Source organism: Paraburkholderia fungorum (assembly GCF_003610895.1).
Lineage (GTDB): Bacteria > Pseudomonadota > Gammaproteobacteria > Burkholderiales > Burkholderiaceae > Paraburkholderia > Paraburkholderia fungorum_B.
Genome location: NZ_MCAS01000002.1, coordinates 1 through 24,144 on the forward strand (window position 1 = coordinate 1; position 24,144 = coordinate 24,144).

The 24,144-nt window shown below is 62.3% G+C and carries 20 protein-coding genes; 13 read left to right on the forward strand and 7 right to left on the reverse strand.

Features of this window, described 5'->3' with window-relative positions; all coding sequences use genetic code 11:
• The 3 genes from BCY88_RS02925 to BCY88_RS02940 form a co-directional block, all read left to right on the forward strand.
• Positions 1 to 745, forward strand: a 745-nt coding sequence (locus tag BCY88_RS02925; RefSeq protein WP_120342797.1) for an electron transfer flavoprotein subunit alpha/FixB family protein, incomplete at its 5' end; no start/stop codon positions are given.
• A 461-nt stretch (positions 746 to 1,206) separates the two neighbouring features.
• A complete protein-coding gene (locus tag BCY88_RS02935) occupies positions 1,207 to 1,650 on the forward strand; it encodes a PaaI family thioesterase (RefSeq protein WP_220669651.1) in 444 nt (147 codons plus the stop codon).
• A gap of 73 nt (positions 1,651 to 1,723) precedes the next feature.
• A complete protein-coding gene (locus tag BCY88_RS02940; protein ID WP_147408493.1) occupies positions 1,724 to 2,503 on the forward strand; it encodes a polysaccharide lyase family 7 protein in 780 nt (259 codons plus the stop codon).
• An 84-nt stretch (positions 2,504 to 2,587) separates the two neighbouring features.
• On the opposite strand, the gene BCY88_RS02945 is transcribed toward BCY88_RS02940, so the two are convergent.
• Positions 2,588 to 3,802 carry a mechanosensitive ion channel family protein gene (locus BCY88_RS02945; protein WP_120342800.1) on the reverse strand — a complete coding sequence of 405 codons (1,215 nt, stop codon included), beginning with the start codon at positions 3,800 to 3,802 and terminating at the stop codon, positions 2,588 to 2,590.
• 253 nt (positions 3,803 to 4,055) lie between these two features.
• Between BCY88_RS02945 and BCY88_RS02950 the strand changes: the two genes are divergently transcribed.
• On the forward strand, positions 4,056 to 5,348 hold the full coding sequence (locus tag BCY88_RS02950) for an NRAMP family divalent metal transporter (RefSeq protein WP_120342801.1): 1,293 nt from the start codon (positions 4,056 to 4,058) through the stop codon (positions 5,346 to 5,348).
• Between the two features lie 99 nt (positions 5,349 to 5,447).
• On the opposite strand, the gene BCY88_RS02955 is transcribed toward BCY88_RS02950, so the two are convergent.
• Entirely contained in the window at positions 5,448 to 6,368 is a 921-nt protein-coding gene (locus BCY88_RS02955) for a LysR substrate-binding domain-containing protein (protein WP_120342802.1), read from the reverse strand.
• A 168-nt stretch (positions 6,369 to 6,536) separates the two neighbouring features.
• Here BCY88_RS02955 and BCY88_RS02960 point away from each other — a divergent pair, with 168 nt between their 5' ends.
• From BCY88_RS02960 to BCY88_RS02980, 5 genes are all read left to right on the forward strand, one after another.
• On the forward strand, positions 6,537 to 7,826 hold the full coding sequence (locus BCY88_RS02960; protein ID WP_120342803.1) for an MFS transporter: 1,290 nt from the start codon (positions 6,537 to 6,539) through the stop codon (positions 7,824 to 7,826).
• Between the two features lie 52 nt (positions 7,827 to 7,878).
• On the forward strand, positions 7,879 to 9,564 hold the full coding sequence (locus BCY88_RS02965; RefSeq protein WP_120342804.1) for a thiamine pyrophosphate-dependent enzyme: 1,686 nt from the start codon (positions 7,879 to 7,881) through the stop codon (positions 9,562 to 9,564).
• A gap of 10 nt (positions 9,565 to 9,574) precedes the next feature.
• Entirely contained in the window at positions 9,575 to 11,008 is a 1,434-nt protein-coding gene (locus BCY88_RS02970) for an aldehyde dehydrogenase family protein (protein ID WP_120342805.1), read from the forward strand.
• Entirely contained in the window at positions 11,001 to 12,113 is a 1,113-nt protein-coding gene (gene hisC, locus BCY88_RS02975) for a histidinol-phosphate transaminase (protein ID WP_120342806.1), read from the forward strand. The genes BCY88_RS02970 and hisC overlap by 8 nt, the downstream gene beginning before the upstream one ends.
• A 281-nt stretch (positions 12,114 to 12,394) precedes the next feature.
• Entirely contained in the window at positions 12,395 to 13,438 is a 1,044-nt protein-coding gene (locus BCY88_RS02980; RefSeq protein ID WP_120342988.1) for a phosphotriesterase family protein, read from the forward strand.
• An 8-nt stretch (positions 13,439 to 13,446) separates the two neighbouring features.
• Here the strand turns inward: BCY88_RS02980 and BCY88_RS02985 are convergent, their stop codons facing one another.
• Entirely contained in the window at positions 13,447 to 14,256 is an 810-nt protein-coding gene (locus BCY88_RS02985; RefSeq protein ID WP_259461218.1) for a TetR/AcrR family transcriptional regulator, read from the reverse strand.
• Between the two features lie 265 nt (positions 14,257 to 14,521).
• Between BCY88_RS02985 and BCY88_RS02990 the strand changes: the two genes are divergently transcribed.
• From BCY88_RS02990 to BCY88_RS03005, 4 genes are all read left to right on the forward strand, one after another.
• Positions 14,522 to 15,607 carry a porin gene (locus BCY88_RS02990; RefSeq protein ID WP_120342808.1) on the forward strand — a complete coding sequence of 362 codons (1,086 nt, stop codon included), beginning with the start codon at positions 14,522 to 14,524 and terminating at the stop codon, positions 15,605 to 15,607.
• Between the two features lie 90 nt (positions 15,608 to 15,697).
• On the forward strand, positions 15,698 to 16,999 hold the full coding sequence (locus tag BCY88_RS02995) for an MFS transporter (protein ID WP_120342809.1): 1,302 nt from the start codon (positions 15,698 to 15,700) through the stop codon (positions 16,997 to 16,999).
• A gap of 122 nt (positions 17,000 to 17,121) precedes the next feature.
• On the forward strand, positions 17,122 to 18,501 hold the full coding sequence (locus BCY88_RS03000) for an aspartate aminotransferase family protein (RefSeq protein ID WP_120342810.1): 1,380 nt from the start codon (positions 17,122 to 17,124) through the stop codon (positions 18,499 to 18,501).
• Positions 18,502 to 18,541: 40 nt separating this feature from the next.
• Positions 18,542 to 20,077, forward strand: coding sequence for an amidase (locus BCY88_RS03005; protein WP_120342811.1), 1,536 nt, complete (start codon positions 18,542 to 18,544; stop codon positions 20,075 to 20,077).
• A gap of 83 nt (positions 20,078 to 20,160) precedes the next feature.
• Here the strand turns inward: BCY88_RS03005 and BCY88_RS03010 are convergent, their stop codons facing one another.
• From BCY88_RS03010 to BCY88_RS03025, 4 genes are all read right to left on the reverse strand, one after another.
• Entirely contained in the window at positions 20,161 to 21,111 is a 951-nt protein-coding gene (locus BCY88_RS03010) for a 3-hydroxyacyl-CoA dehydrogenase NAD-binding domain-containing protein (protein WP_120342812.1), read from the reverse strand.
• Positions 21,112 to 21,158: 47 nt separating this feature from the next.
• The gene (locus BCY88_RS03015; protein WP_120342813.1) at positions 21,159 to 22,082 is read right to left on the reverse strand and encodes a beta-keto acid cleavage family enzyme; all 924 of its coding nucleotides are present in this window, start codon (positions 22,080 to 22,082) and stop codon (positions 21,159 to 21,161) included.
• 94 nt (positions 22,083 to 22,176) lie between these two features.
• Positions 22,177 to 22,617, reverse strand: coding sequence for an acyl-CoA thioesterase (locus BCY88_RS03020; protein ID WP_120342814.1), 441 nt, complete (start codon positions 22,615 to 22,617; stop codon positions 22,177 to 22,179).
• 12 nt (positions 22,618 to 22,629) lie between these two features.
• A complete protein-coding gene (locus BCY88_RS03025) occupies positions 22,630 to 24,021 on the reverse strand; it encodes an MFS transporter (protein WP_120342815.1) in 1,392 nt (463 codons plus the stop codon).
• Positions 24,022 to 24,144: the final 123 nt, after the last annotated feature.

Here is a 24,144-nt window from a genome sequence, read left to right on the forward strand (position 1 = left end):
CCTCGCGGAAAACGTCGAAGCGACGGTGTTGACGCTTGTGCAAGACCCCGCGAAGAACTACACGCACATCCTCGCGCCGGCCACGGCCTACGGCAAGAACATCGCGCCGCGCATCGCCGCGAAGCTCGACGTCGCGCAGATCAGCGATATCACCGCCGTGGACAGCGCCGACACGTTCGAGCGCCCGATCTACGCCGGTAACGCAATCGCGACGGTCCAATCGGCTGACCCGATCAAGGTCATCACGGTTCGCACGACGGGTTTCGACGCGGTCGCAGCAGAAGGCGGCAGCGCAGCGGTCGAGAAGATCGAAGCAGCCGCCGACAGCGGCCTGTCGCAGTTCGTCAGCCGTGAAGTCACCAAGCTGGATCGTCCGGAACTGACCTCGGCGAAGATCATCATCTCGGGTGGCCGCGGTCTCGGCAACGGCGAGAACTACACCAAGGTGCTGGAGCCGCTGGCCGACAAGCTGAACGCGGCGCTGGGCGCTTCGCGCGCAGCGGTCGACGCGGGCTTCGTGCCGAACGACTATCAGGTCGGCCAGACCGGCAAGATCGTCGCGCCGCAACTGTACGTGGCGGTCGGCATCTCGGGTGCGATCCAGCATCTGGCCGGCATGAAGGACTCGAAGGTGATCGTGGCGATCAACAAGGACCCGGAAGCGCCGATTTTTAGCGTCGCCGATTATGGTCTGGTGGGTGATCTGTTCACGGTCGTGCCGGAACTCGAGGAAATGCTCTCTTAAGCATTCAGCGAGAGGAGGTCGAGGTCTGATGGAGTGAGACGTGAGCAATCTGGATGACATGAGGCATGTCCGAGCGGCGGCTGCCGTGGCCGCGAACGCCGAGGACGCTTCACTCTGGCGATGGTTCGCACTGCTCCTTGAAGAGAGGAGAATCCGTTGGTGCTGCAGCAGTGGCTATTGGCTCGTGAGCGTTGATAACAGGCATGTCGCCACGGAAAACAGCTTTGATAAGGCGATCCGGAACGCGAGGGAGACCGTACAAAATTCAGATCGGACAGTTTCGCAAGAGTCGAGGCGGAGCAGGCGAGGTGCTTGAATCATGGCAAGGCGTCTCACGCGCGGGAAGGGCTGAGACGACTATTTGCGTCTGACGGCGTGCATGGAGTTGCCAGTCGCGTCGTCGGTATTGGAGCCGCTCGCGCCGCGCCGTGGCGCTGAATTTACCAATACAATCGCTCTTTATGGCACATACTCCCGACTCCCTATTCGTTGAGCGCGTCCGCGCCAGCTTCATTCGTCAGAATGCGATGGCGTTGATCCGGGCGACCTTGCCCGTGATCGACCACGGCCGCACTGAAATCCACCTCCCCGTGTGGAGCGGCGTCGAACAGCAACACGGCTTCGTGCATGGCGGCGTAGTAGGCATGATTGCCGACTCTGCATCCGGCTACGCTGCGATGACCTTGGTACCGGCTAGCGCCTCTGTATTGACCGTCGAGTACAAGATGAACCTGGTCGCTCCGGCCGACGGCGAAACTCTGATTGCCCGCGGCCAGGTTGTCCGTCCCGGCCGGACGCTCATCGTCACGCGGGCAGAGGTATTCGCCGTCAAGGACGGCCATGAAACGCTTTGTGCGCTGATGCAGCAAACGATTATGGTGATGCACGACAAGGTGGAGAAGTAGGCCCAGGTTGGCGCCAGCCGGCGCCGGCTGGCGAGACGACTGCGCCGGAACACTGCTTTTAAACAGCGCCAGGTTGGACGATTTCGTCTTCATTTCACGCTATCAGCCCATGTCCTGTAAGCGATTCGCTTTCATATTCATGTCAGCCGTTATCTGGGCCGGCGCTGCTCATGCCCAGGTTCTCGATCCAGCACTTGCGCCTGGACAGAACTTCGATCTGTCTGCCTACAGATTGCAAACACTCGACGCCCGTCTGCAGTTTAAAGAGATCAGTCCCGTGGGCATGTATCAGGATCCTTTTTTCTCTACGGACCCCGCCACTGGCGAGATGACCTTCCGCGTTCCCTCAGGAGCCGGTCATTCCAGGGATTCCGAGTTTCCACGCGTCGAACTGCGTGAGAATGATAGCTGGACAATGCAGCCCAGCGGCGGACCACGGCACATTGAATCCTTCGTGTTGCGAGTGCTGGCCGAGCCCAGCACAGGGGAGTTGATATTCGCCCAGATCCATGGCGAAAAGACCGGCGGCTCCGAGGCGCTGAAGATGCGCTGGAGCCACGGCGACATACTCATGGGAGTGAAGAAGCGTTACGGGGTCAACGAAGAAAAAATTCTTCTATTGCGTGGCGTGTCTCTGGGAGACACCATCGAGTGCCAATTGGCGTTCGAGAACGACACGCTTGCTGTACATATCCGAAGTGGCGCCGCTGAAATGACACGGCGCTTTCGCTATGCGATTGACTCCTGGAAAGGTATTCCGTTGTATTTCAAGGTCGGCAATTACTCTGGAGATAAGGATTCCGACGGGAGTTTCGGTCGTGTCGCGATTCAACGCCTGGCCCTCACCCGGTAGCTCATGTATCGGCCTCATGCGGCAGCCCATTTTCCCTATGGCCTGGCAGGGTCCGACGGAGCAGATTCCACCGCGCCCCTCCTGCTATGGCCGCCCGGCCGGCGGGCGTTGCTCCTGCCAGCAGCGTAAGCCGAAAAGCGGCACGAGCCCATAGGCATGGTCGAGCATGTCCGACTGCAGGTTTTCGTACTGCTCCCAGCGTGTCTCGTTGAGGTAGAGAAATATCTCCAGCGCGACGACGGCATGGCTTGACTGCAGTTGGCGAATCACGAGCGGCATGTCGTGGCGGACAGCAGGGTGGTCGCGGAAATGCGCGCTCAGATAGCGACGATACAAACCGAGATTGGTATGGCGCTGGCCGTTGTCGGGCATCAGCGCCGCGAGTGGCTGGTCGATATCGCTGCGCAGCTGGGCAAGCAGCGCCTCGTCGGGAAAGCGCACGGTGTCGGCATCAAAATGAATCGCATGCTTGACGCGCCGGCCGCCCGACTCTGTCATGCCGCGCCAGTTTTTCACGCTGTTCGTCAGCAGTACGTAGCTCGGCAGCATGACAATCGAGTTGTCGAAGTTTTGCACCTTGATTGTGTTCAGCGCGATATCGATCACCGTGCCGTCGGCGACGAAGCCAGGCACCTCGATCCAGTCGCCCACCCGCAACATGTCGTACGCGGCCAGCTGGATGCTGGCCACGAAACCGAGTAGCGAATCGCGAAAGATAATGATGAGGAGCGCGGTCATCGCGCTGAGGCCGGTGAGGAAGTACGCAGGCGAACGCTCCAGCAGCACCGAAGTCAGGACGATCAACGCGATCACGTAGAGCACGATGGTGGCGACCTGCAGGAAGCTTTTGATCGGCCGCTCGTTCGCGGACGGAAAGTGGCTGTAGCGCTCGCTGACGCTATCGAGGAAAGCGAGCGCGGCGCGTAGCACGGTGTACACCATGTAGCAGGCTGCGAGGATCGCAAGCGGGTGCCCGAGCGCCGCAATCAGCGGGAAGGTGAGTCCGGAAATCAGGGGGCCGGCCGCGTAGATGATCGCGGCGGGCACGAGCGGCGCGAGCCGATGGAAAACCTTGTGGCGCTCGGCGGCGCGCAGCCACTTATGCCGCTCCTGGCGAGCGAGGCGGCCGACGATCATCAGCATGACCGCGCGCGTTACGTAGTAGCAGATCGCGCTTGCCAGCAGAATCGCGACCAGCAGCGCGGCGACGAGCAGTACCGCGACAAGCGCACTGTCGGTGTAGACGTGGAAGTGGTGCCAGTCCGGCCCACCTTCGATACGCAGCGCCTTGTCGAACATGGCCCCTCCCGTTGCCGGCGAGCCCGCTTCACCCATTTCACCGGGCGCATCGCACGACGGCTATTGTAGCGGCTTCTCTGGTGGCTCCGCGCTCGCCGATCGCCGGGGCGGGCATGAACGTTGCGCAATGTTATTGGCAGCACAGACGCCGTTACCGCGGGTCAATGTCGCGACGATCCGCCCGCGCCAACGAGGGTGCGGGCGGCACACCGATTGATGTGCATTGCCGCCCGGCCCGGGTAGTGGAGTTCGCATGACAAGCAACCTTGCCCCCTCAGCAGCAGAGGCGCGTCCGGCCGGCCCGTGGCATGAGAAGCTCGGCCCCGGGGTGATTACCGGCGCAGCCGACGATGACCCGAGCGGCATTGCCACCTACTCGCAGGCCGGCGCGGCATTCGGCTACAACATCCTGTGGACGATCCCGCTCACGTATCCGCTGATGGTTGCCATCCAGATCATCAGTGCACGGATCGGGCGGGTCAGCGGCCACGGGCTGGCGACCAATATCCGGCGCCACTATCCGGTGTCGCTTCTTTACAGCGCGGTGGTGCTGCTGCTGGTTGCCAATACGATCAACATTGCCGCCGACCTGAGCGCCATGGGCGCGGCCGTCAATCTGGTCGTAGGCGGACCCGCGCGCTTGTACACGGTCGGGCTCGCCCTGTTTTCACTCGTCCTGCAGGTTTTCGTCCCCTACAAAAGCTACGTGAAGGTGCTCAAATGGCTCACGCTTGCGCTGTTTGCATATGTGGGCGTCGTCTTTACCGTGAAGATTCCGTGGGCGACCGTAGCGGCCCGCACCGTGTTTCCTCACGTGACATGGAATAGTGCCTACCTGACGATCATCGTCGCGGTGTTCGGCACGACCATCAGCCCATACCTGTTTTTCTGGCAGGCCTCGCAGGAGGTGGAGGATCTGGAGGCAGCGGACGGGCAGCATGCGCTGAAGCGGGCGCCCTGGCTCGCCTTGACGAACCTGAAACGCATTGGATCCGATACCCGGATCGGCATGGCCTTCTCGAACCTGATCGCGTTCTTCATCATTCTGACGACAGCCGCGACCCTCCACGCCCACAATCTGACGGATATTCAGACCTCTGCACAGGCCGCTTCCGCGCTCAAACCGATCGCGGGACAGTTCGCATTCCTGCTTTTCAGCCTCGGAATTATCGGCACGGGACTGCTTGCATTGCCGGTTCTCGCCGGCTCGGCCGCTTATGCGATGGCCGGCGCGTTCCAGTGGAAAAACAGTCTGGAACTGGCGCCGCGTCTTGCGAAACGGTTCTACGGGATCATCGTGCTGGCGACCCTCGTGGGCCTGGCGCTGGGCTTCACGTCAATCGATCCGATCAAGGCGTTATTCTGGAGCGCTGTCATCAACGGCGTGACCTCGGTTCCGATCATGGTACTGGTGATGAAGATGGCGGCGCATGAGGGCGTGATGGGGGAATTCACCATCGCAGGCAGCCTCCGGGTTGTGGGTTGGCTTGCGACCGGTGTAATGGGTGTAGCCGTAGTGGCAATGTTTGTACTACTGGCGGTTTAGCGGCACATCGCGAAATCGGCCGCGACGCCATGCAGTCATGTCCTTTCCCAACCGGACGCCTCAGGCGTGGGCCTTGATGCGTGTCTCGCCGCTGCGCATTCAGGCCCCTCTGATGCCACGCCCGATCTTCGCGAACGACACCAGCATGGCGGTCAACACCGCCGTAATCGGCGACAACGGCGGGCTGGCGCGATGAACGATACAGATCGTGTAGACCTTCTGCTGTTCGCGGATCGGGATGCGTGCGAGCCCATCGCGCATCAGACTGTGCGTGAGCACCGCTTGCGGCAGCGGTGCAAGCAGATCGGTGCGGGCGATCAGCGACAGCGTGTCGAACAGCGAGTCGCACACCACGGCGACATTGGGCCGGCCGAGCCCGGCCTCGGCGAACAGATCCACAATACTGCTGCCGGGCGCGCCGAGGCTGTCCGCTACCCCCGTGATAATCCATTCGCAATCGGCCAGATCCTTGATTGAGCGGCTCTTCGCAAGCGGGTGATCGCGCCTGCCCACAACGGACGGCTCGGTCGGAAAGAGCGGGATGACATGCAGCCCGGTGGCGTCGAAAGGTTCGGGCACCGGCGTGATGGCGATATCGAGCTGACCTGACCGTACCGCGGGCAATAACGAATGTGAGAGGCCGTGCGTGACGTGCAGCCGCGCACGGGGATAGCGCCGGCGAAATTCCGGCAACACGGCCGGCACCAGATGAATCGACGGTGCGGGCGACACCCCGATATCGACTTCGCCTGTTTCGTCGCCGCGCAACTGGTTCAGGTCCGCTTCGGCGCGGCCGCATTCCCGCAGGATGATGGCGGCGTGCTCGAGCAGGCGTTCCCCGAACGCGGTGAGCGCGACGCCGCGCGAAGTGCGAACGAACAGTGAGGCCTGCACGGACGCCTCCAGTTTCGTCATGCTTTTGGTCAACCCGGCTTGCGACACACCGAGCGCACGCGCCGCCGCACGCACGCCGCCCTGGTTCACGATCGCCGTGAAATCGCGCAATTGCTGCAATGTCATGTCGCTGCTCCGTGGGTTGCTAGTGATCGCTAAAGGCGAACATGATAGCCAAAAAAGGCTTACATGGTTATCTCCGAAGTGACACGATTCAGTCAGACAGAAACCCGCGCAGTCGGGACCCGCCGAACCACGAGCGAACTGGACAGACCCCCTCAGGAGGTTGGAGACATGCAGGAACTATTCAAACACCGTCGCGTGATTTTTGCGTCGACGATCGGCAACGTGCTGGAGTGGTACGACTTCATTGCATTCGGTTATCTGATGGGCGTGATTTCACGCCACTTCTTTCCGGCCAATGCCGGTTCGTCGGCCACTCTTCTGATCGCGGCGACATTCGGCGTGTCGTTCGTGGCGCGTCCGGTCGGCGGCATTGTGCTGGGGATCTACGCTGATCGCGCAGGACGCAAGGCAGCACTGTTGCTCGTCATAGCGATGATGACCGTGGCGACCGCCCTGATCGGCCTTGCCCCGACCTATGCGCAAGCCGGCGTGGTGGCAACCGTCATCATGGTGCTCGCCCGGATTCTGCAGGGCATTTCGGCGGGCGGGGAGTTCGGCAGCGCGACCTCGATGCTGGTCGAATCCGCGCCTGCGCACCAGAAGGGCCTGTTCGGCAGTTTTCAGATGTTTGCGCAGGCGGTGGCCGGCGTCCTCGCGTCGCTCGTCGGCGTGCTGATCACGCAGGGCCTGACTCCGGCGCAACTGGAGTCGTGGGGTTGGCGGCTGCCGTTCCTGTTAGGCCTGCTGATCGGCCCGGTTGGGCTGTATATCCGTAACCGTGTGGATGAACCCGAGCTTTTTCGCGCCACGCGGGAACGTGAGCCGGGACTGCCGTTTGGGCAGGTGCTGCGGGGTTACTGGCGCGAGATCATCATCGCGAGCGGGCTGGTGGCGGGCACCACCATCATGCAGTTCGTCTTCAACATTTATATGCCGACCTACGCGGTGCAGTACCTGCAAATGCCGCCGGGCACGCCATTTATCGTGATTGCGGTATCGGGCGTGGTGCGGATTCTGGCATGTCCCGCATTCGGCGCCCTGTCCGACCGGGTCGGACGCAAAAGCGTGCTGGGGTGGGGCTTCGTGTTCAGCCTGGTTGCTGTCTGGCCGTGCTTTGCCTGGCTGAAAGCCGAACCGGCCATGAGCACGCTGCTCGCAATCGAGCTGCTGTTCGGCGTGCTGGGCGCGGCCGTGCTCGGCCCGCTCTCGACCGCACTGGCGGAAATGTTCCCGGTGAGTGGGCGTTCCAGCGGCCTGTCGGTCAGCTACAACCTGTCGACCACCATTTTCGGCGGCTTTACGCCGCTCATCGTGACGGGACTGATTGTCGCCACCGGTGACCGGATGGCCCCCGCGTATTACGTGATCTTCGGTGTCCTGCTCGGTCTCGCCGCGACCCTGGCCTTACCCGGCGCGGCTGCGAAGCCAACGGCGCAAGACGCGCCACAACATGGCTGATGCACCTCAGGCAGCGAAATCAACCCTCTCCAATTGGCAAGGAAACGACTCCATGAATATGACAGGCGGACAAGCGCTCGCGCAGCAACTGGTGCGCGAAGGCATCACCGACATTTTTGGCATCCCGGGTGTGCAACTCGACTGGGCCGTTGAAGCACTGCGTCAGCAAAGCGACCGGATCCGCTACTGGGTGCCGCGTCATGAACAGGCCACCGCGTATATGGCCGACGGCTATGCACGTACAACCGGGCGGATCGGCGTCAGCATGGTCGTACCCGGCCCCGGGCTGCTCAATGCGATGGCGGGGCTGTCGACCGCTTACGCTTGCAATTCGCGGGTGCTGGCCATCACCGGCAATATTCATTCGAGCGGGCTCGGCCGGGGTTATGGGCTGTTGCATGAAATTCCGAACCAGACCCAGGTGCTTGCCAGCGTGACGAAATGGCAGGGCAGCGCGGCCTTGCCGCAGGCCATCCCAGGTCTCGTGCGCGAGGCGGTGAAGCAGTTGCGCAGCGGCAGGCCTCGCCCGGTCGGCATTGAAATCTCGCATGACGTATTGAGCGCGAGCGCGGATATCGCGCTCATCGATCCACCGGCGAACGAGGACGACACCGGCCGTGTGCGGCCCGATCCCGCCGCCATTGCCGAGGCGGCCGCACTCCTCGAACGCGCGCGCTTTCCCGTGATCTACGCCGGTGGCGGGGTGCTTGCGGCCGGTGCGAGCGAGGCGCTGCGCCGTTGCGCGGAAAAATTGCAGGCCCCGGTGGTGCTCGACGATAACGCGCAAGGCGCCCTGTCGAGCCGGCATCCGCTCGCCTTGAATACGCTCGGCGGTCGCGCCGTGTTCCCGCATGCCGACGTGGTGCTGGTGGTTGGCAGCCGTTTTCTCGACATCATGACGCCGGCGCCATCGTGGCCCGGCGCGGGCATTCGCTACATCTATCTGAACGCCGATGCAGCCGACTGGTCGGCGCCCCGTGCTCCGGGCCTCGGAATTGGCGCAGACGCACGCCTCGGTCTCGAGGCGTTGTGCGACGAACTGAGCGGTGTGCGCCGCGCGCCGCCGGCCGACCTCGACATCGTGCGCGCATGGGCACAGCGTCAGGCCGACGAGATCGAGCCGCAGAGCGCCTACACGCGCGCACTGCGCAGCGCGATTCCCGATGACGGCATTCTCGTAAACGAACTGACGCAGGTCGGTTACTTCGCGCGGCTAATGTATCCGGTCTACCAGCCGGGCACATTCGTCACGCCCGGCTATCAGGGCACCCTCGGCTATGGATTCGCCACGGCGCTCGGCGCGGCAATCGGCAATCCTGATCGTGCGGTGGTCAGCATCAACGGCGACGGCGGGTTCGGCTGGAACATGCAGGAGCTGGCGACCGCGCGCAAGTATGGCGTGGGCCTCGTCACGGTCGTGTTCAACGACGGCCACTTCGGCAACGTGCGGACGATCCAGAAGCAAACCTTCGGCGAGAACATCGCGGTCGAACTCTGCAACCCGCATTTCGATCGCCTTGCCTCCGCCTTCGATCTGGATTTCGAACGCGTGACCAATCCGCAGCAGCTCGAGGGGGCGGTACGCAACGCGATTGCGGCGCGTGCGCCTGTCGTGATCGAAGCGCAGGTCGGGGAGATGCCGAGTCCCTGGCATCTGTTCCGGCTCAAGGCGCCGCTCAAGCTGGCTGGCCGCGAAGCGCCGCCCAACCCGCTGGGCGAACCGGCCAAGGCGGCATAAGGGGAGGGGTGTGGAAAATTTCGACACTTTCTATTGCGACGGCGACTGGGTTCCCGTTGCCGGGCGTGGCAGGCTCGCGGCCTTTGACCCCTGCACGGAGCGTCAATTTGCTTCGATTGCCGTGTGTGACGCGCACGACGTGAATGCGGCGGTTGCCGCGGCGCGGCGCGCGTTCGCAGCGTGGTCCGCGACGCCGGTTGCACAGCGCTGCGCGGCATTGAGTCGTGTCCGCGATGGTATTGCGCGGCAGATCGAAGGCTTTGCGGAGGATCTCGCGCGAGAAATCGGCGCGCCGCTTTGGGTGTCGCGGCAAATGCAGGTGCCGATGCCGTTGCGCAATCTCGAACTGGCCATCGATGCGATCGGTTCCATGGCACTTGAAACCCGTGTGGCGCACTCGCTCGTCGTGCATGAACCGATAGGCGTGGTGGCCGCCATCACGCCATGGAATTTCCCGTTGCATCAGATTGTCGCCAAGGTCGGCGCGGCGCTCGCAGCCGGCTGCACGGTTGTTCTCAAGCCGAGCGAACTGGCGCCGCTGGCTGCCCGGCGTTTTGCCACGATCGTTCACGAAGCCGGCCTGCCGCGAGGCGTATTCAATCTCGTATGGGGCGATGGAGTGGAGACGGGCGCGGCGTTGGCGACGCATCCCGAGGTCGACATGGTGAGCTTCACTGGATCGGTAACCGGTGGGCGGGCGGTGGCGCGCGGTGCGGCCGATTCCGTGAAAAAAGTCGCGCTTGAGCTGGGTGGAAAGTCGGCCACCATTCTGCTCGACGACGCGCCGCTGGCCGACGCGGTGCCAACCGTGCTGCGCCAGTGCTTTACGAACAGCGGCCAGATTTGCGCGGCACAGACGCGCTTGCTGGTACCACAGGCTCTGCTGGGCGAAGTCGAAGCGCTATGCGAACGGCACGCCCGGGACTGGATCGTAGGCAATCCTGACAATCCGGAGACGCGCCTTGGACCGGTTGCCAACCACCGTCAGTTCGAGACTGTGCAGCGCCATATCGGTACCGCGCTGGCCGAGGGGGCCCGGCTCGTTGCCGGTGGGGCCGGCCGTCCCAGCGGTTACGACCAGGGTTACTTTGTACGGCCGACCGTGTTTTCCGCCGTGATGCCGGATATGACGCTGGCGCGTGAGGAGGTCTTTGGCCCGGTGCTGGCGCTGATGAGCTACGCAGATGAAGAAGAGGCCGTGGCGATCGCCAACAGCACGCCTTACGGGCTCTCGGGCGGCGTATGGAGCGCCGACGCGCAGCGAGCGCTCGGCATCGCCCGGCGCTTGCGCACCGGCCAGGTCGTCGTCAATGGCGCACCGCAAAATCTTGCCGCGCCGTTCGGCGGCTATCGGCAATCGGGCATCGGTCGCGAAAACGGGCGTTACGGTGTCGAAGAATTTTTCGAGTTGAAGGCAATTCAGGGAGGATGTATCCATGCGTGACAGCAGCGAAGCGGCACTGAGGCTACCGGCCCATATCCGCGCGACGAAACCGTATCAGCCGGGTAAGCCGATCGAAACGTTGGCCCGTGAAATAGGCGTTCAGCCAGAAGCGATCGTCAAGCTGGCCTCGAATGAAAACCCGCTCGGCATGAGCGCCGCCGCCCGTGCTGTTCTGAGCGACGCCGGCAGCGAATTGGCCAGGTATCCCGACAACGATTGCCGTGCGCTGCTCGATGCGCTGTCGCGCAAGTTCGATGTGCCTGCCGAGTGCCTCGTGCCCGGCAATGGTTCGGAGTGCGTGCTTGGACTGGCAGCAACGGCGTTTCTTGAACCCGGGCGCAATGCGGTGTATGCGCAGTACTCGTTTCAGGCCTTCGTCAATGCCGTGCAGCGCACCGGTGCCGCCCACAAGGTGGTGCCGGCGCTCGACTACGGCTGCGACCTGGACGCGATGCTCGCTGCTCTTGACGACGATACCGCACTCGTTTATCTCGCCAATCCGGGCAATCCGACCGGCTCGTTCGTCCCGGGCGCGGCGCTGGAACGCTTCATCGCCGCTGTGCCGAGCCATATCCCGGTACTGCTCGACGAGGCGTATAGCGAGTATTTACCGGTCGAGGACCGCTATAACAGCCTGGCATGGGTGCGGCGCTTTCCCAATCTGATCGTGACCCGAACGTTTTCGAAGGCGTATGGACTGGCCGGCTTGCGGGTTGGGTACGGTGTTGCGCAGGCGCCGTTGGCGGCATTGCTGAACCGTATCCGACCCGCGTTCGTTGTGACGGCATTGGCGGAGCAAGCAGCGGTCGCCGCGCTTGATGACGAGATTTTTCTTGCACGCAGTTGCACCGAAAACCAGAAGGGAGTGGCCCAACTCTATGCGGGCTTCGAGGCCCTGGGCTTGCACTACCTGCCGTCGCGCGCCAACTTTGTTCTCGTCAAGGTCGGGGACGCGGCGGCGGTCAATGCCAGTCTGTTGCGCCAGGGTGTCATCGTTCGGCCGGTTGGGGTTTATGGCTTGCCGGAATGGCTGCGGATTTCGGTCGGCACGCAAGCGGAGAACCTGCGGTGTCTGGCCGCCTTGCGAAACGCGGTTCAAGGTTGAGCGCGGCATCGGCAAAGCTGTATGGAGATCGTCATGACCGCGCGGGACGCCGCAGTTGAGATAGTGATTGCGTTTTTTTGATCGAAAGACATCCAATGGTTGTTCGTCGTACAATAAAATGTATGTCCAGTGATTTTGTCCAGTAGCCTGGAGATAACACGGGCCTCGCCACTTCATCCCGCACCCACACACCGGGAGGGGAAGTGCCAGGCACCGGAAAGCGTTCTGCTGTTCCGGGGACGATTTTTGTCGACCAACGACCCTACATGGATTTCTGCAAGATGAATGATCTCGCCTCACGGAAGGGCCGCATCCAGACAGTGCTCGGCCTGATCGATCCGCACGATCTTGGGCCGGCATTGATGCACGAGCATCTGCTGATCGATCTCGTGCCCCCAAAACTGGCCGAAGACGCCGACCACGACCAGACCGAGATCGACCTGTGCAATTGCTGGAAGATCAACTACGGTCAGGTACCGTCGCTGAAGAACTACCGGCTCGACCAGAAGGACGTGGCCGTCGAAGAGTTGCTGGAAATGCGCGCGGCGGGCGGCAGCGCGATTGTCGATCTGACGACCGGCGGGCTAAAACCCGATCCACAGGGCCTTGCGCAGATTTCGCGCGAAGCCGGCGTACACGTCGTGATGGGGTGTGGCCACTATGTCCACGAGTATCAGGACGCGGCCAATGCGCACCGCTCGATCGACGATTTCGCGAGCGAGATGATCGGCCAGATCACTGAAGGCGCGTGGGGCACGCAGGTGCGCGCGGGCATTATCGGGGAGATAGGCTGCCAGTCGCCGTGGACGGAGCAGGAGAAGCGGGTTGTGCAGGGCGCGTTGATCGCCCAGCAGGAAACCGGTGCGGCGCTGAACATTCATCCCGGCCGCCATGCGGAGCAGCCGCAGGAAGTGATCGATACGATCAGGAGCCTTGGCTACCCGGTCGAACGCGTCATCATCAGCCACATCGATCGTACGATTTTCGACGACACGAGGCTCCTGAGGCTTGCCGATTCAGGCTGCGTAATTGAGCTCGATCTGTTTGGCTGGGAGCAAAGCGCGTATCCGATGTCGGATATCGACATGCCTAACGACGGCGCGCGGCTGCGCATGGTGCGCACGCTGCTCGATCACGGCCACGCGGAGCAAGTGCTGATCAGCCACGACATTTGCACCCGCACGCGCCTTGGGCGTTATGGCGGGCACGGTTATCAGCACATTTTTGCCAATATCGTGCCGCGCATGCTGCGGCGCGATTTCACGCAGGACGAGATCGATACGCTCCTTACGCGTAATCCGCGCCGCCTTCTGACTTTCGTCTAGCGCTCAGGTCAGTTCGCAAGCACCCGCTCGATACCCGCAATCGCGACCTCGACGAAGGCCTCGAAGCTTGAATCGAGCGGCACGTCGCTGCCGCTTTGCCAGCGCACGATAAACGCATGGTTCGCAAGAGCGGGCAGATGACGCGCGAGCGTCGGATATTCGAGCGCCCGGATTGCGTGGACTTTTTCCTGCAACTGGTTCGCCCAGGTGGACAGGTCGTCGGTAGGTAGCGGTGCGAATTCGAGCGTCGCGAAGCCGACCATGCTGGCAATCACCACGTTATACATCTCGACGAGCCGTGCCTCGTCGCAGCCCGCATCGAGCAGCACCGCAAGGATCCGGTCGATCAGCAACGGGCTCAGGCTCGCGTTGGAGACAAGCTGCGCGCCGACAAGTTGCGCGACATTCGGATGCTGTTGCACGGCCTTGCGATAGCGGCGGAACAGTTCGCGAAGCCAGTCCTGCCAGTTGAGCTTGCCGAGCTCCGGTGTGACGCCCGCCATGGTCTGCTCGACCACTGCCGCAAGCAGTGCATCGCGGTTCGGCACGTGCCAGTACACCGCGGTGGGATAAACGTCGAGCTGACGCGCCACCTCGCGCAGGCTAAATGCCGTCAGACCGTTCTGGTCGATCTGCTCGATGGCTGCCGCGACGATCCTGTCGCGGGTCAACGCCTTGTCTACGGGCGCGGTTTTTTTCTTTGCGGCGACGCCCGCGCGCTTGCCCGCAGCCGCTTTCACGACGGTCTTTGCTGCTTTTTTTGCTGCCGCTTTGCCGGTTCCGGCGGTGGCTTCCTGCCTGGTCGTTCTTGTCGTCACGTGGGACCTGTATGGGGAGGAGCCCCGGAGCGGCCGGCAGGCGGACGGACGGGGCGGGTTGCACAAGGGTTTCATTGTATACCGAACAACAGTCTCTTCATCGCGACGCCGCCAGTCCTTCGGTCATTTCCTGGTTGCATTTCTATTTTGATCGCCATATAACGTCCACTTGTTCACTGAACAATGAAAAAATGTTCATGGAACATTGAAATTCACTGATGCCGGCCAGCCGGTACATTTTTCACGACGGGTAGGGGAGATCTTCATGAAATGGAAGGCTTTTGGGGGTGTGCTTGGTCTGATGGCAGCGAGCGCCGCCGTGCACGCGCAATCGACAGTCACGTTGTATGGCCTCATCGACGATGGTTTGACCTTCGTATCCAACCAGGGCGGTCATCAGGCGTACCGGATGGACGACAGCATCAGTCAGGGTGACCGCTTCGGTTTCAAGGGCACGGAAGATCTCGGCGGCGGCTTCAAGGCGATCTTTAACCTGGAGGGCGGTTTCAACCCGAACACCGGCGCCTCGCGTCAAGGGGGACTCGAGTTCGGGCGCCAGGCATTTGTCGGTTTGCAGAACGACCGCTACGGGACGGTGGAACTGGGCCGCACCTACGATCAGATGACCACGACCCTGATTCGCTACCACTCGGGCTACTGGTCGGGCATCTACGCGTTCGATACCGGCGACCATGACCGCATCTCCGGAAACTGGCTGAATAACGCCGTGACCTACGTCAGCCCGGATCTGCGCGGACTGCACTTTGCCGCGCAGTACAGCTTCAATTCGCTCAGTGCGCCGGCCAACAATTACGGCGCCGCGTACAGCCTCAGCGCGACATACGAGCACGGCCCGTTCAGCATTGGGGCCGCGACTACCAGCATTCACAGCTACACGGTGACGCCCGGCAGCAGTTTCGGCGTGAGCAGTTTCCTCGGTACCAATGTGGCCTTTTCGTCGAAGGCGATTGTGGTCGACCGCTACCGGACAGCCGGCATCGGCACCTCGTACAACTTCGGTCCGTTTGGCCTGTCGGGGCTTTACACCAATACGCACTACGAGTCGGGCGCGAACGCCATCACGATGCAAAGCTTCAATGCGGTCGCGCACGCCTATTTGCGGCAGGACCTGCTGCTGGCGGGTGGTTACGGCTACTCGAAGATGTCGCCGTATCAATGGAACGAGTTCAATGCCGTGCTCGATTACCTGCTCTCGAAGCGCACCGACGTCTACGTGAGCGCGAACTACGACAAGGCGAACGGCGGCGCGCGCGCCACGCTGGTCACGCTGCCGATCTCGGGGAACGATAAACAGCTCGCGCTGCGCATCGGCATGCGCCACAAGTTCTGATTTGCACCGTCACCACCCCTGACTGACACACCGACATGCCGGCCCGTTTCGCCCGCATGTCTCAACTCACATGACATGCCGGAAGCGACTATGAACAGCACCTCATACCACGCACGATCCATAGAGGCCGCTCCGCCCGCGATGAACAGGGCCGAACAACGACGCGCGATCGGCGCGGGCATGGTCGGCTATATCCTCGAGTGGTTCGACTTTGGCGTCTATGGCTTTCTTGCCGCGATCATTGCCAGGAATTTCTTTCCATCGACCGACGACTTCACTTCATTGCTGGCGTCGTTTGCCGTGTTCGGCGTGGGCTTTGTCGCGCGACCGATCGGCAGTCTCGTGCTGGGTCGCATCGCCGATGTGCGTGGCCGCCACATCACGCTCGCGATGACGATGATCCTGATGGCCGTCAGCACGGTCGCGATCGGGTTGCTGCCGACCTATGAGCGGATTGGCATCTGGGCCCCCGTTCTGCTGGTTCTGGCACGACTGGTTCAGGGCTTTGCCGCAGGCGGCGAGTGGGGTACGGCCGCGGCGTTCCTGGTCGAGTGGGGCGGCGCGAACCGGCGTGGATTCTTTGGCGCATTCCAGCAATCCAGCATTTCCGCGGGTCTGCTGCTCGGCTCGCTGGCCGCCGCGATCCTCAGCAGCGCGTTGAGCAACGACGCGCTTTCCTCGTGGGGCTGGCGCCTTCCGTTTCTTCTTGGCGCCTTGCTCGGACCGGTCGGCATGTACGTGCGACGGCGCGTGCAGGAGTCTCCCGCATATGAAAGCGGTGCGTCGCATGCGGCGTCGCTCAGCCGCGGCCAGTTTGCGAAATCGGTCTTTCACGCGTTTTCGTTCGTGATTTTCTGGGCGGTGAGTTCGTACATGGTCGCGGTCTACATGCCGACTTTCGCGACCAAGTATGCGCATATTTCTCGCACGCAGGCATTGTGGACCAGCACCGCATCGCTCGCGACCGTCATGATCGGCGCACCGCTGATGGGCGCGCTATCGGATCGCATCGGCCGCAAGCCCGTGTTGCTCACCAGTTGCGTGTTCTTCCTGTTGCTGTCGTATCCGCTCTATGGGTTGATCGTGTCAGGCATCAGCTTCATGACGTTCTTCTGGACCCAGTTGCTGATGAACATCGTGTTCACGATGTACTCCGGTGCCGGTCCCGCGTCGCTCGCGGAAATGTTTCCGACGCGTGTGCGCTCGACAGGCGTGTCGTTCGGCGGCGCGCTGGCCACCATTCTCGGCGGCTTCTCGCCGTTCCTGACGACGTGGACGATCTCGTCCACCGGCGCCGCCGCGAATGCCGGCTGGCTGCTGGCGGGCAGCGCGCTGTTCACGTTGCCCGCGCTCATCCTGATGAAGGATCGCGCCCGCCAGCAGACGATCTGATTCCGTCGCCGAATCTTTGTTGTTCGGTGTACAATAAAATCATTGTTTGTAGATAAAATATTCCGTGCGGCACGAGCGCTGCCGCACGAAAATTACTGTTCCACGATGCAGGGCACCTTGAAATGACAACGCCGATCAGATCCGAAGCGCAGGCTTTTTCCGCTGCGCAATCCGGGGCGCAGCACAAAGCCGCCACACTCAACGAGGCGCTCGCAGCCGCATCCGCAGCCTTCGCGGCGCGCAATCCGTTGAGCGCGCGCCAGTACGAACAGGCAGTGGAGGTCATGCCCGGCGGTAATACCCGTTCGGTGCTGTTTTATGAGCCGTTTCCGCTCGCGATGGCGAAGGGCGAAGGCTGCCGCCTGTGGGATGCGGATGGTCACGAGTACCTCGATTTCATCGCTGAATTCAGCGCGGGGATCTATGGCCACTCGCACCCGCAGATTCGCCGCGCGATCGATGCCGCGTTAGACGGTGGCCTCAATCTGAGTGGGCATAATCTTCTCGAATCGCGGCTTGCAAAAGCGCTGTGCGAGCGCTTCGCTTCGCTCGAATCGGTGCGCTTCACCAACTCGGGCACCGAAGCCAACCTGATGATGCTGGCCGTGGCGAAGGCGTTCACGGGGCGCAGCAAGATCATTGTGTTTGTCGGCGGTTATCACGGCGGCGTGCTGACGTTTGGACGCGGACACAACGCCGTCAATGTGCCGCATGAGTTTCTGTACGCCGAGTACAACGATCTCGACAGCGTTCGTGGTTTGCTTGCCGCGAACCCTTCGGAGGTTGCAGCGATTCTCGTTGAACCGATGCAGGGCGCGTCGGGCTGCATCGTCGGCGAGCAGGACTTTCTTGCTGGCCTGCGTGAGCTGGCGACGGCGCAAGGCGTGCTCCTGCTGTTCGACGAGGTGATGACATCGCGCCTCGCGCCTGGCGGGCTGCAATCCACGCTCGGCATCAAGCCCGATCTCACATCTCTCGGCAAATACATTGGCGGGGGCATGTCATTCGGCGCTTTCGGTGGCCGCGCGGACATCATGCAGCTTTTCGATCCGCGTAAGAGCCATGCGCTGCAACACGCGGGCACGTTCAACAACAACGTGATGACGATGGCCGCCGGCTTCGCCGGACTCACGGAAATCTATACGCCCGAAGCAGCCCGCGCGCTGTCGGCGCGCGGCGAAGCGCTGCGAGAAGCGGTGAATGCGCGCTTCCGCGCAGCCGGCGTGGCACTGCGTTTTATCGGCATTGGTTCGTTGATGAATCTGCAGATCACGGACAAGCCGGTGCGCTCCGTGCGCGACATCGATTCTTCGCTGAACGGCTTCAAGGATCTGTTTTTCTTTCATTTGATCGAGAACGGCATTTATCTTGCGCGACGGGGTTATGTCGTACTGAGCCTGCCGCTGACAGACGTGCAGACAGCGCGTTTCGAGGCTGTAGTGGCCGCCTTTATCGACCGTTATGCTTATCTGCTGCCACGCAGTCAGCACGCGGCAACGTAAGCTCAACCATCGGGATAGCGGTCTTTATTGGAGGGTAGCGATGGTTGAGTCTGAAGAAATCGTCGGCTTGCCGGCGACGACCTTGCGACGATTGATCGGCAGCAGGCAGATTTCTCCGGTCGAACTTCTGGACGCGTGCATCGCGCGGATCGAAGCATTCGATCCGTTCGTCAATGCGATGGCCGCGACCGATTTCGACGCGGCGCGCGCAGCGGCACGGACTGCGGAGATCGCGGTTATGCGTGGCGAACCACTGGGGCTGCTGCATGGTTTGCCGACCGGCGTGAAGGATCTCGAAGCCACGGCGGGGCTTTTGACCACCCAGGGCTCGCCGCTCTTTCGCGATGCCGTACCGCGGGAAGACAATCTGCTTGTCGCGCGCTTGCGCGCGGCAGGGGCGATCGTCGTCGGCAAGACGAACGTGCCGGAACTAGGGGCGGGCGCGAACACGCGTAATCCTGTGTGGGGCGCGACGGGCAATCCGTTCAACCCTAATCTGAATGCCGGCGGTTCGTCGGGAGGTTCCGCCGCCGCGCTCGCGTGCGACATGCTGCCGGTCTGCACAGGCTCGGACACGGGGGGCTCGCTGCGGATTCCTGCTGCAATGTGCGGCGTGGTCGGATTTCGTCCGTCGCCGGGGCTCGTTCCGAGTCCGCGCAAACTGCTCGGCTGGACGCCGATTTCAGTGGTCGGCCCGATGGGGCGTACCGTCGCCGATGCGCGCCTGCAACTTGCGGCGACCGCCGGCCTCGATAGCGGCGATCCGCTCAGCTATCCGGTGCGAGCCGGCGGATTTCTTGCGTCCCGCGCGGTCGATTTGAGCACCTTGCGCGTCGGCTGGAGCGAAGACTTCGGCGTATGCGCGGTAGACGACGACATCAGGCGCACGTTTCGCGCGAAACTGGACGCAATAACGCCGCTGTTCGGCAGATGCGAAGAAATATCGGTGGACTTCGGAGACGCTCATCGCGCGTTCGACGTTATCCGCGCCGAGAGTTTCGTGGCCGGATTGCGCGCGGTCTACGAAACAGATCCCGCTTCGCTTGGACCCAATACGAGGGCGAACTACGAACTCGGCGCCGCGATGACGCTCGCCGATGCCGCGTGGGCGCAGGGTGCCCAGACCGCGATCATGCGGCGGTTCCAGCAGCTGTACAGCGCGTACGACGTTATCCTTGCACCCACCACGCCGGTCTCGCCGTTCCCCTGGACGACGCTGTTCGCGAGCCGGGTTGGCTCAGAGCCGCAGGCCAATTACTACCGGTGGCTGGCGTTGACCTACGTCGTCACGTTGTGCACGAATCCTGCCATCACGCTGCCTTGCGGTCTGGATGAAAACGGCATGCCGTTCGGCCTGCAGGTGATCGGGCCGTTCCGCCGTGACCGCCGGACGCTCGATATTGCTGAGGCGTTGGAGGAGGCATTCGCTTCGTCGCCGGTGTTGTGCCGTCCGCGTCCCGATCTGACGAGACTGGCAAATACGGCGATCGAGCCGGCGCTGAAGTCGATTGTGACGGCGCCGCCCGTGTTGACGGCTCAAGCAGGGGCTGGCAACGCGGGAACGTCGCTCGTGTAGAAAATCAGTGCATCAGGCGGCGGAACACGCCTTCATCAGTTCCGCCGGTTCTGGCTGGCGCCTGTGCGCCTTGTCTGTTCATCTCACGTCTGCGGTGTGTCCGCTGCGTCGCGCCGTGCGTTCAGAAGATCGCGGATAAGGCGATCGCGCGTGGCCTCGATGGACGCGACAGAACGGCTGCCGAGTTCCGCCTTCACACCGTCGACGACCTGTTGTATCAATGCGGGTGTCAGTGTCGGCGAACCCAGATCGCTCCACCAGACCTCCATCGGCGGCCCGAGGTGATCGAGCGTGTGCTGGATGCCACCTTCACCGCCTGAGAGATGCAGGTTGACGAACGGCCCCATGACCGCCCAGCGCAGGCCTGGACCAAAGGCGATGGCGTCGTCGATGTCCGCAACGCTTGCCGCGCCAATCGACACGAGATGGAACGCTTCACGCCAGAGCGCCGCCTGCAGGCGGTTGGCGATATGACCTTGCAGTTCCTTGCGGGGATGGATCGGACGTTTGCCGATAGCGCGATAGAACGCCATTGCGCGTTCAACGGATTCAGCCGACGTCCGCTCGCCGCCGATCACCTCGACGAGCGGAATCAGGTGTGGCGGATTGAACGGATGACCGAGCAGGACGCGTTCGGGATGCCGGCAGGCCGCCTGCACGCGGCTCATCAGGAGGCCGGACGAACTGGATGCGATCACGACCTCCGGCGCCACCGCTGCATCGATGCGGCGTAACAGTTCGAGCTTCAGATCTTCGCGTTCGGGGCCGTTCTCCTGCACGAATCCGGCGCCGTGCAAGGCGTCTTCCAGATCGTCATGGAACGTCAGGTGCGAAATCGACGCGCCTGACGCAAGGCCGCTTTGCTCGAGCGTCGGCCAATGGCGTTCCACTGCCGCCATCAGACGCTCGCGTGCGCCCGGTGAAGGATCGGTGGCCGACACCTTCAGGCCTTGCGCGAGAAAGTAAGCGGCCCAGCTTGCGCCGATCACGCCCGTCCCGACGACGGCGACCTGCTTGATATGTGTTGACGTCATGCGGAACGCCTCGTACGTGAAAAGACGGGTTGCTCAGGAGATAGTTGTCACGCGACCGAGAAATGCGGACGCACGGATGTATCGGTGCGCGGCAATCCCATCATCTGCCGTGCTTCCGCAGGGGTGGCAATTTCGTAGTCCATCTCGCGCAGGATACGCACGGTACGCTCGACCAGTTCGACATTCCGCGCGAGTTGGCCATGGCGGTAGTACAGGTTGTCCTCGAGACCCACGCGGATGATCTGGCCGCCGAGCAACAGCGAATTCACGCTTGCGGGCAATTGCGCCGGGCCGATGCCGCTCACACAGAAGATGCTGTCCTTCGGAAGCAGATCGACCATGTACTGCAGCGAGCGCGGGTTGTATGGCATCGCGTTCTGGAAGCCGCGATGCGCGTTCATCACCATGTTGATCACGTACGGCGGCTCGTCCAGTCCCAGTTCGATGAGCGACGTCACGTCCTGCACGATATGCGTCGGGCTGAAGACTTCCCATTCGGGCTTGATGCCGCGCTTCTTCATTTCTTCCGCGAGATACCGGCAGCGCGACGGTGACGTGTTGAGCAGAACTTCCTTGCCGCCGAAACTCGCGACAAAGGTGCAGGCATCGAGTGTGCACATTTCGGCACCGGCTTCCATGCCTTTGAGGCGTTCTTCCCAGACCGTGTCCCACATACCGCCTTCGATCGGCTGGATCATGTCGCCGTGCACACCGCCGCCCGTCGAATTGTTGATGACGATGTCGCATTTCGCACGGATCTGCTCGTTGATGCTGCGATAGATATCCGCGTTGCAGGTGGCCTGCTCGTTTGGCAAACGTGCATGAACCGCGACGACACTTGCGCCTGCGTTGTAGCAATCGTAGACATCGCGGGCGATTTCGTGAGGCTGGGTCGGCAGATGCGGATTTTGCTCCTTGAATGCCATGCCGCCCGTCGGGGCAACCAGCACGATGACTTTGTTCGTGGCCATGAGAAGTCTCCAGAAATTGGTTTGAATCAGCTTTGGGGCAATACCTGATGCCGCGTACGCACCGGATGAAACATCAGGGATGTACGGCAACGGCTTACGGATTGACGACCTGTTCATCGATGACGAAGTTTTCGATCCGCCTGCGCAGATCGGGTGGAATCGGAATCGCCTCGCGGCTTTCAAGCGAGAACAGCACGATCACCTGTTCGATGCGCACGCGTACCGATTCGCCGGCATAGGCGCAAAGCGAGAGGGCGATGGAGCTTCTGCCGGTCTTGCGCACGGCGAGGCGCAGCGCAAGCGTCTCGCCGATCCTGCTCGATGCGATGAAGTCGCATTCGATTCGCACGGTAGGCACGCCGAGCCGCTGTTTCGCGATGAAGTCGCCGTAGTCGATGCCTAGTCCCTCGCCGAACCAGTCTTCGATCAATTCGTGAAACAGCACAAAGTATTGGGGGTAGAAGACGATTCCCGCTGGATCGCAATGCTGGAAGCGGATCAGCTTGCGGGATTCGAATTCCCGTCCGGTTTGCATGTGGAAGCTCCGTTATCGGGTGGTCGCGCTTTTGCCGTGCGGCGCAGCAGCAGCGTTTGGACTCATGCCGACGCGTACTGCGCGGGCGGAAAGCCCTACCAGGCATGTCACCGCACCGAGCACCAGCACGGCGCTCATGACGTACAGGCCGTTATGAAGGTTGCCGGTCACTGTCTTGACGAAGCCAATGAGCGTCGGGCTGATCAGTCCGCCCAGAACGCCGAGCGAACTGACGACAGCGATACCCGGCGCGAGGGCCTTGCCCGACAGATAGGTCGGCGGGACGGCCCAGAACACGGCACCGGCGCCGAACACGAAGAATGCCGACACGCACAGCAGCGCAAGCGAGACCGCCAGCGAAGCGCCGGTCAGCGTGGTGGCAGCAAGCGCGCACGCGCCCAGCACGTAGGCCAGCGCAAGATGCCAGCGGCGCTCGCGACGCCGGTCGGAGCTCCATGGCAACAGCAGCATGCCGGCCGCGCCAAACGCATACGGGAGCATCGAGTACCAGCCGATATGTCCGATCTGCTGCACGCCCAGCGCCTTGATCATGGTCGGTAGCCAGAAGCTGAACGTGTAAGCGCCGCATGCTGCGCTGAAGTAGATCAGCGCGATCGCGTAGATGCGTGGATCGATGAACGCGTCGCGCAGCCTGCCGTGACCGGCATCCTGCGCCTCGTCTGCGGCCATGGCCGACAGCACCACGTTCTTTTCGTGTGTGTCGAGCCATTTGGCGTCGCCGGGCCGGTTGGCGAGCATCGCATAGCAGAGCACACCCAGCGCGACCGTGGGCAGACCTTCGAGCAGGAAACACCACTGCCATCCGCCCAGCGATGCGACGCCGTCGAGGTTCGACATGATCCAGCCGGAGAGCGGACCGCCCAGCACGCCGGCAATCGGCATCGCGAACAGGAACTGCCCCGTCACGCGAGCGCGGCGAGCGCTCGGATACCACCAGGTGAGGTACAGAATGATGCCGGGGAAGAAACCTGCCTCGAAAGCACCGAGCAGAAACCGCAGCACGTAGAACTGCAAGGGCGTCGAGACGAACATCGTCGCTGCGGAAGCCAGCCCCCAGAGCACCATGATGCGAAGAAACGTCAGGCGCGCGCCGATTCTTTCGAACAACAGGTTGCTCGGCACTTCGAGCAGCAGATAGCTGATGAAGAAAACCCCTGCACCGAAGCCGTAAACCGCATCGGAGAAGCCGAGCGCCTGCTTCATCTGAAGCTGTGCGTAGCCGATGTTGATACGGTCGAGAAAAGCAAATAGATACGCGACAAAAATAATCGGCACGAGCCGGCGCGTGATTTTCCGATAGACGCGATCCTCTTCGAGCGCACTCGCCGCCGGCGTGGCGCGCGATTGATTACCACCGGACAAAGCGGGGTTGCCGGTCGTCATCGTGAGCCCCTCGAGCGGGGTTGGGCGCGCGGCGCGCCGCTTTGTGCGCCGTGCGGCAGCCGTTCGCTGCCTCCGCGTGCGGCTGGGTGATCCTGATACATGGTGTCTCCTGCCTATCTTCGC

What these genes read in the sequence shown, in the direction of transcription:
- BCY88_RS02935 (WP_220669651.1), top strand. Translation starts at nt 1,207, where the DNA reads ATGGCACATACTCCCGACTCCCTATTCGTTGAGCGCGTCCGCGCCAGC.
- BCY88_RS02945 (WP_120342800.1), bottom strand. Translation starts at nt 3,802, where the DNA reads ATGTTCGACAAGGCGCTGCGTATCGAAGGTGGGCCGGACTGGCACCAC.
- BCY88_RS02950 (WP_120342801.1), top strand. Translation starts at nt 4,056, where the DNA reads ATGACAAGCAACCTTGCCCCCTCAGCAGCAGAGGCGCGTCCGGCCGGC.
- BCY88_RS02955 (WP_120342802.1), bottom strand. Translation starts at nt 6,368, where the DNA reads ATGACATTGCAGCAATTGCGCGATTTCACGGCGATCGTGAACCAGGGC.
- BCY88_RS02960 (WP_120342803.1), top strand. Translation starts at nt 6,537, where the DNA reads ATGCAGGAACTATTCAAACACCGTCGCGTGATTTTTGCGTCGACGATC.
- BCY88_RS02965 (WP_120342804.1), top strand. Translation starts at nt 7,879, where the DNA reads ATGAATATGACAGGCGGACAAGCGCTCGCGCAGCAACTGGTGCGCGAA.
- hisC (WP_120342806.1), top strand. Translation starts at nt 11,001, where the DNA reads ATGCGTGACAGCAGCGAAGCGGCACTGAGGCTACCGGCCCATATCCGC.
- BCY88_RS02980 (WP_120342988.1), top strand. Translation starts at nt 12,395, where the DNA reads ATGAATGATCTCGCCTCACGGAAGGGCCGCATCCAGACAGTGCTCGGC.
- BCY88_RS02990 (WP_120342808.1), top strand. Translation starts at nt 14,522, where the DNA reads ATGAAATGGAAGGCTTTTGGGGGTGTGCTTGGTCTGATGGCAGCGAGC.
- BCY88_RS02995 (WP_120342809.1), top strand. Translation starts at nt 15,698, where the DNA reads ATGAACAGCACCTCATACCACGCACGATCCATAGAGGCCGCTCCGCCC.
- BCY88_RS03000 (WP_120342810.1), top strand. Translation starts at nt 17,122, where the DNA reads ATGACAACGCCGATCAGATCCGAAGCGCAGGCTTTTTCCGCTGCGCAA.
- BCY88_RS03005 (WP_120342811.1), top strand. Translation starts at nt 18,542, where the DNA reads ATGGTTGAGTCTGAAGAAATCGTCGGCTTGCCGGCGACGACCTTGCGA.
- BCY88_RS03010 (WP_120342812.1), bottom strand. Translation starts at nt 21,111, where the DNA reads ATGACGTCAACACATATCAAGCAGGTCGCCGTCGTCGGGACGGGCGTG.
- BCY88_RS03015 (WP_120342813.1), bottom strand. Translation starts at nt 22,082, where the DNA reads ATGGCCACGAACAAAGTCATCGTGCTGGTTGCCCCGACGGGCGGCATG.
- BCY88_RS03020 (WP_120342814.1), bottom strand. Translation starts at nt 22,617, where the DNA reads ATGCAAACCGGACGGGAATTCGAATCCCGCAAGCTGATCCGCTTCCAG.
- BCY88_RS03025 (WP_120342815.1), bottom strand. Translation starts at nt 24,021, where the DNA reads ATGACGACCGGCAACCCCGCTTTGTCCGGTGGTAATCAATCGCGCGCC.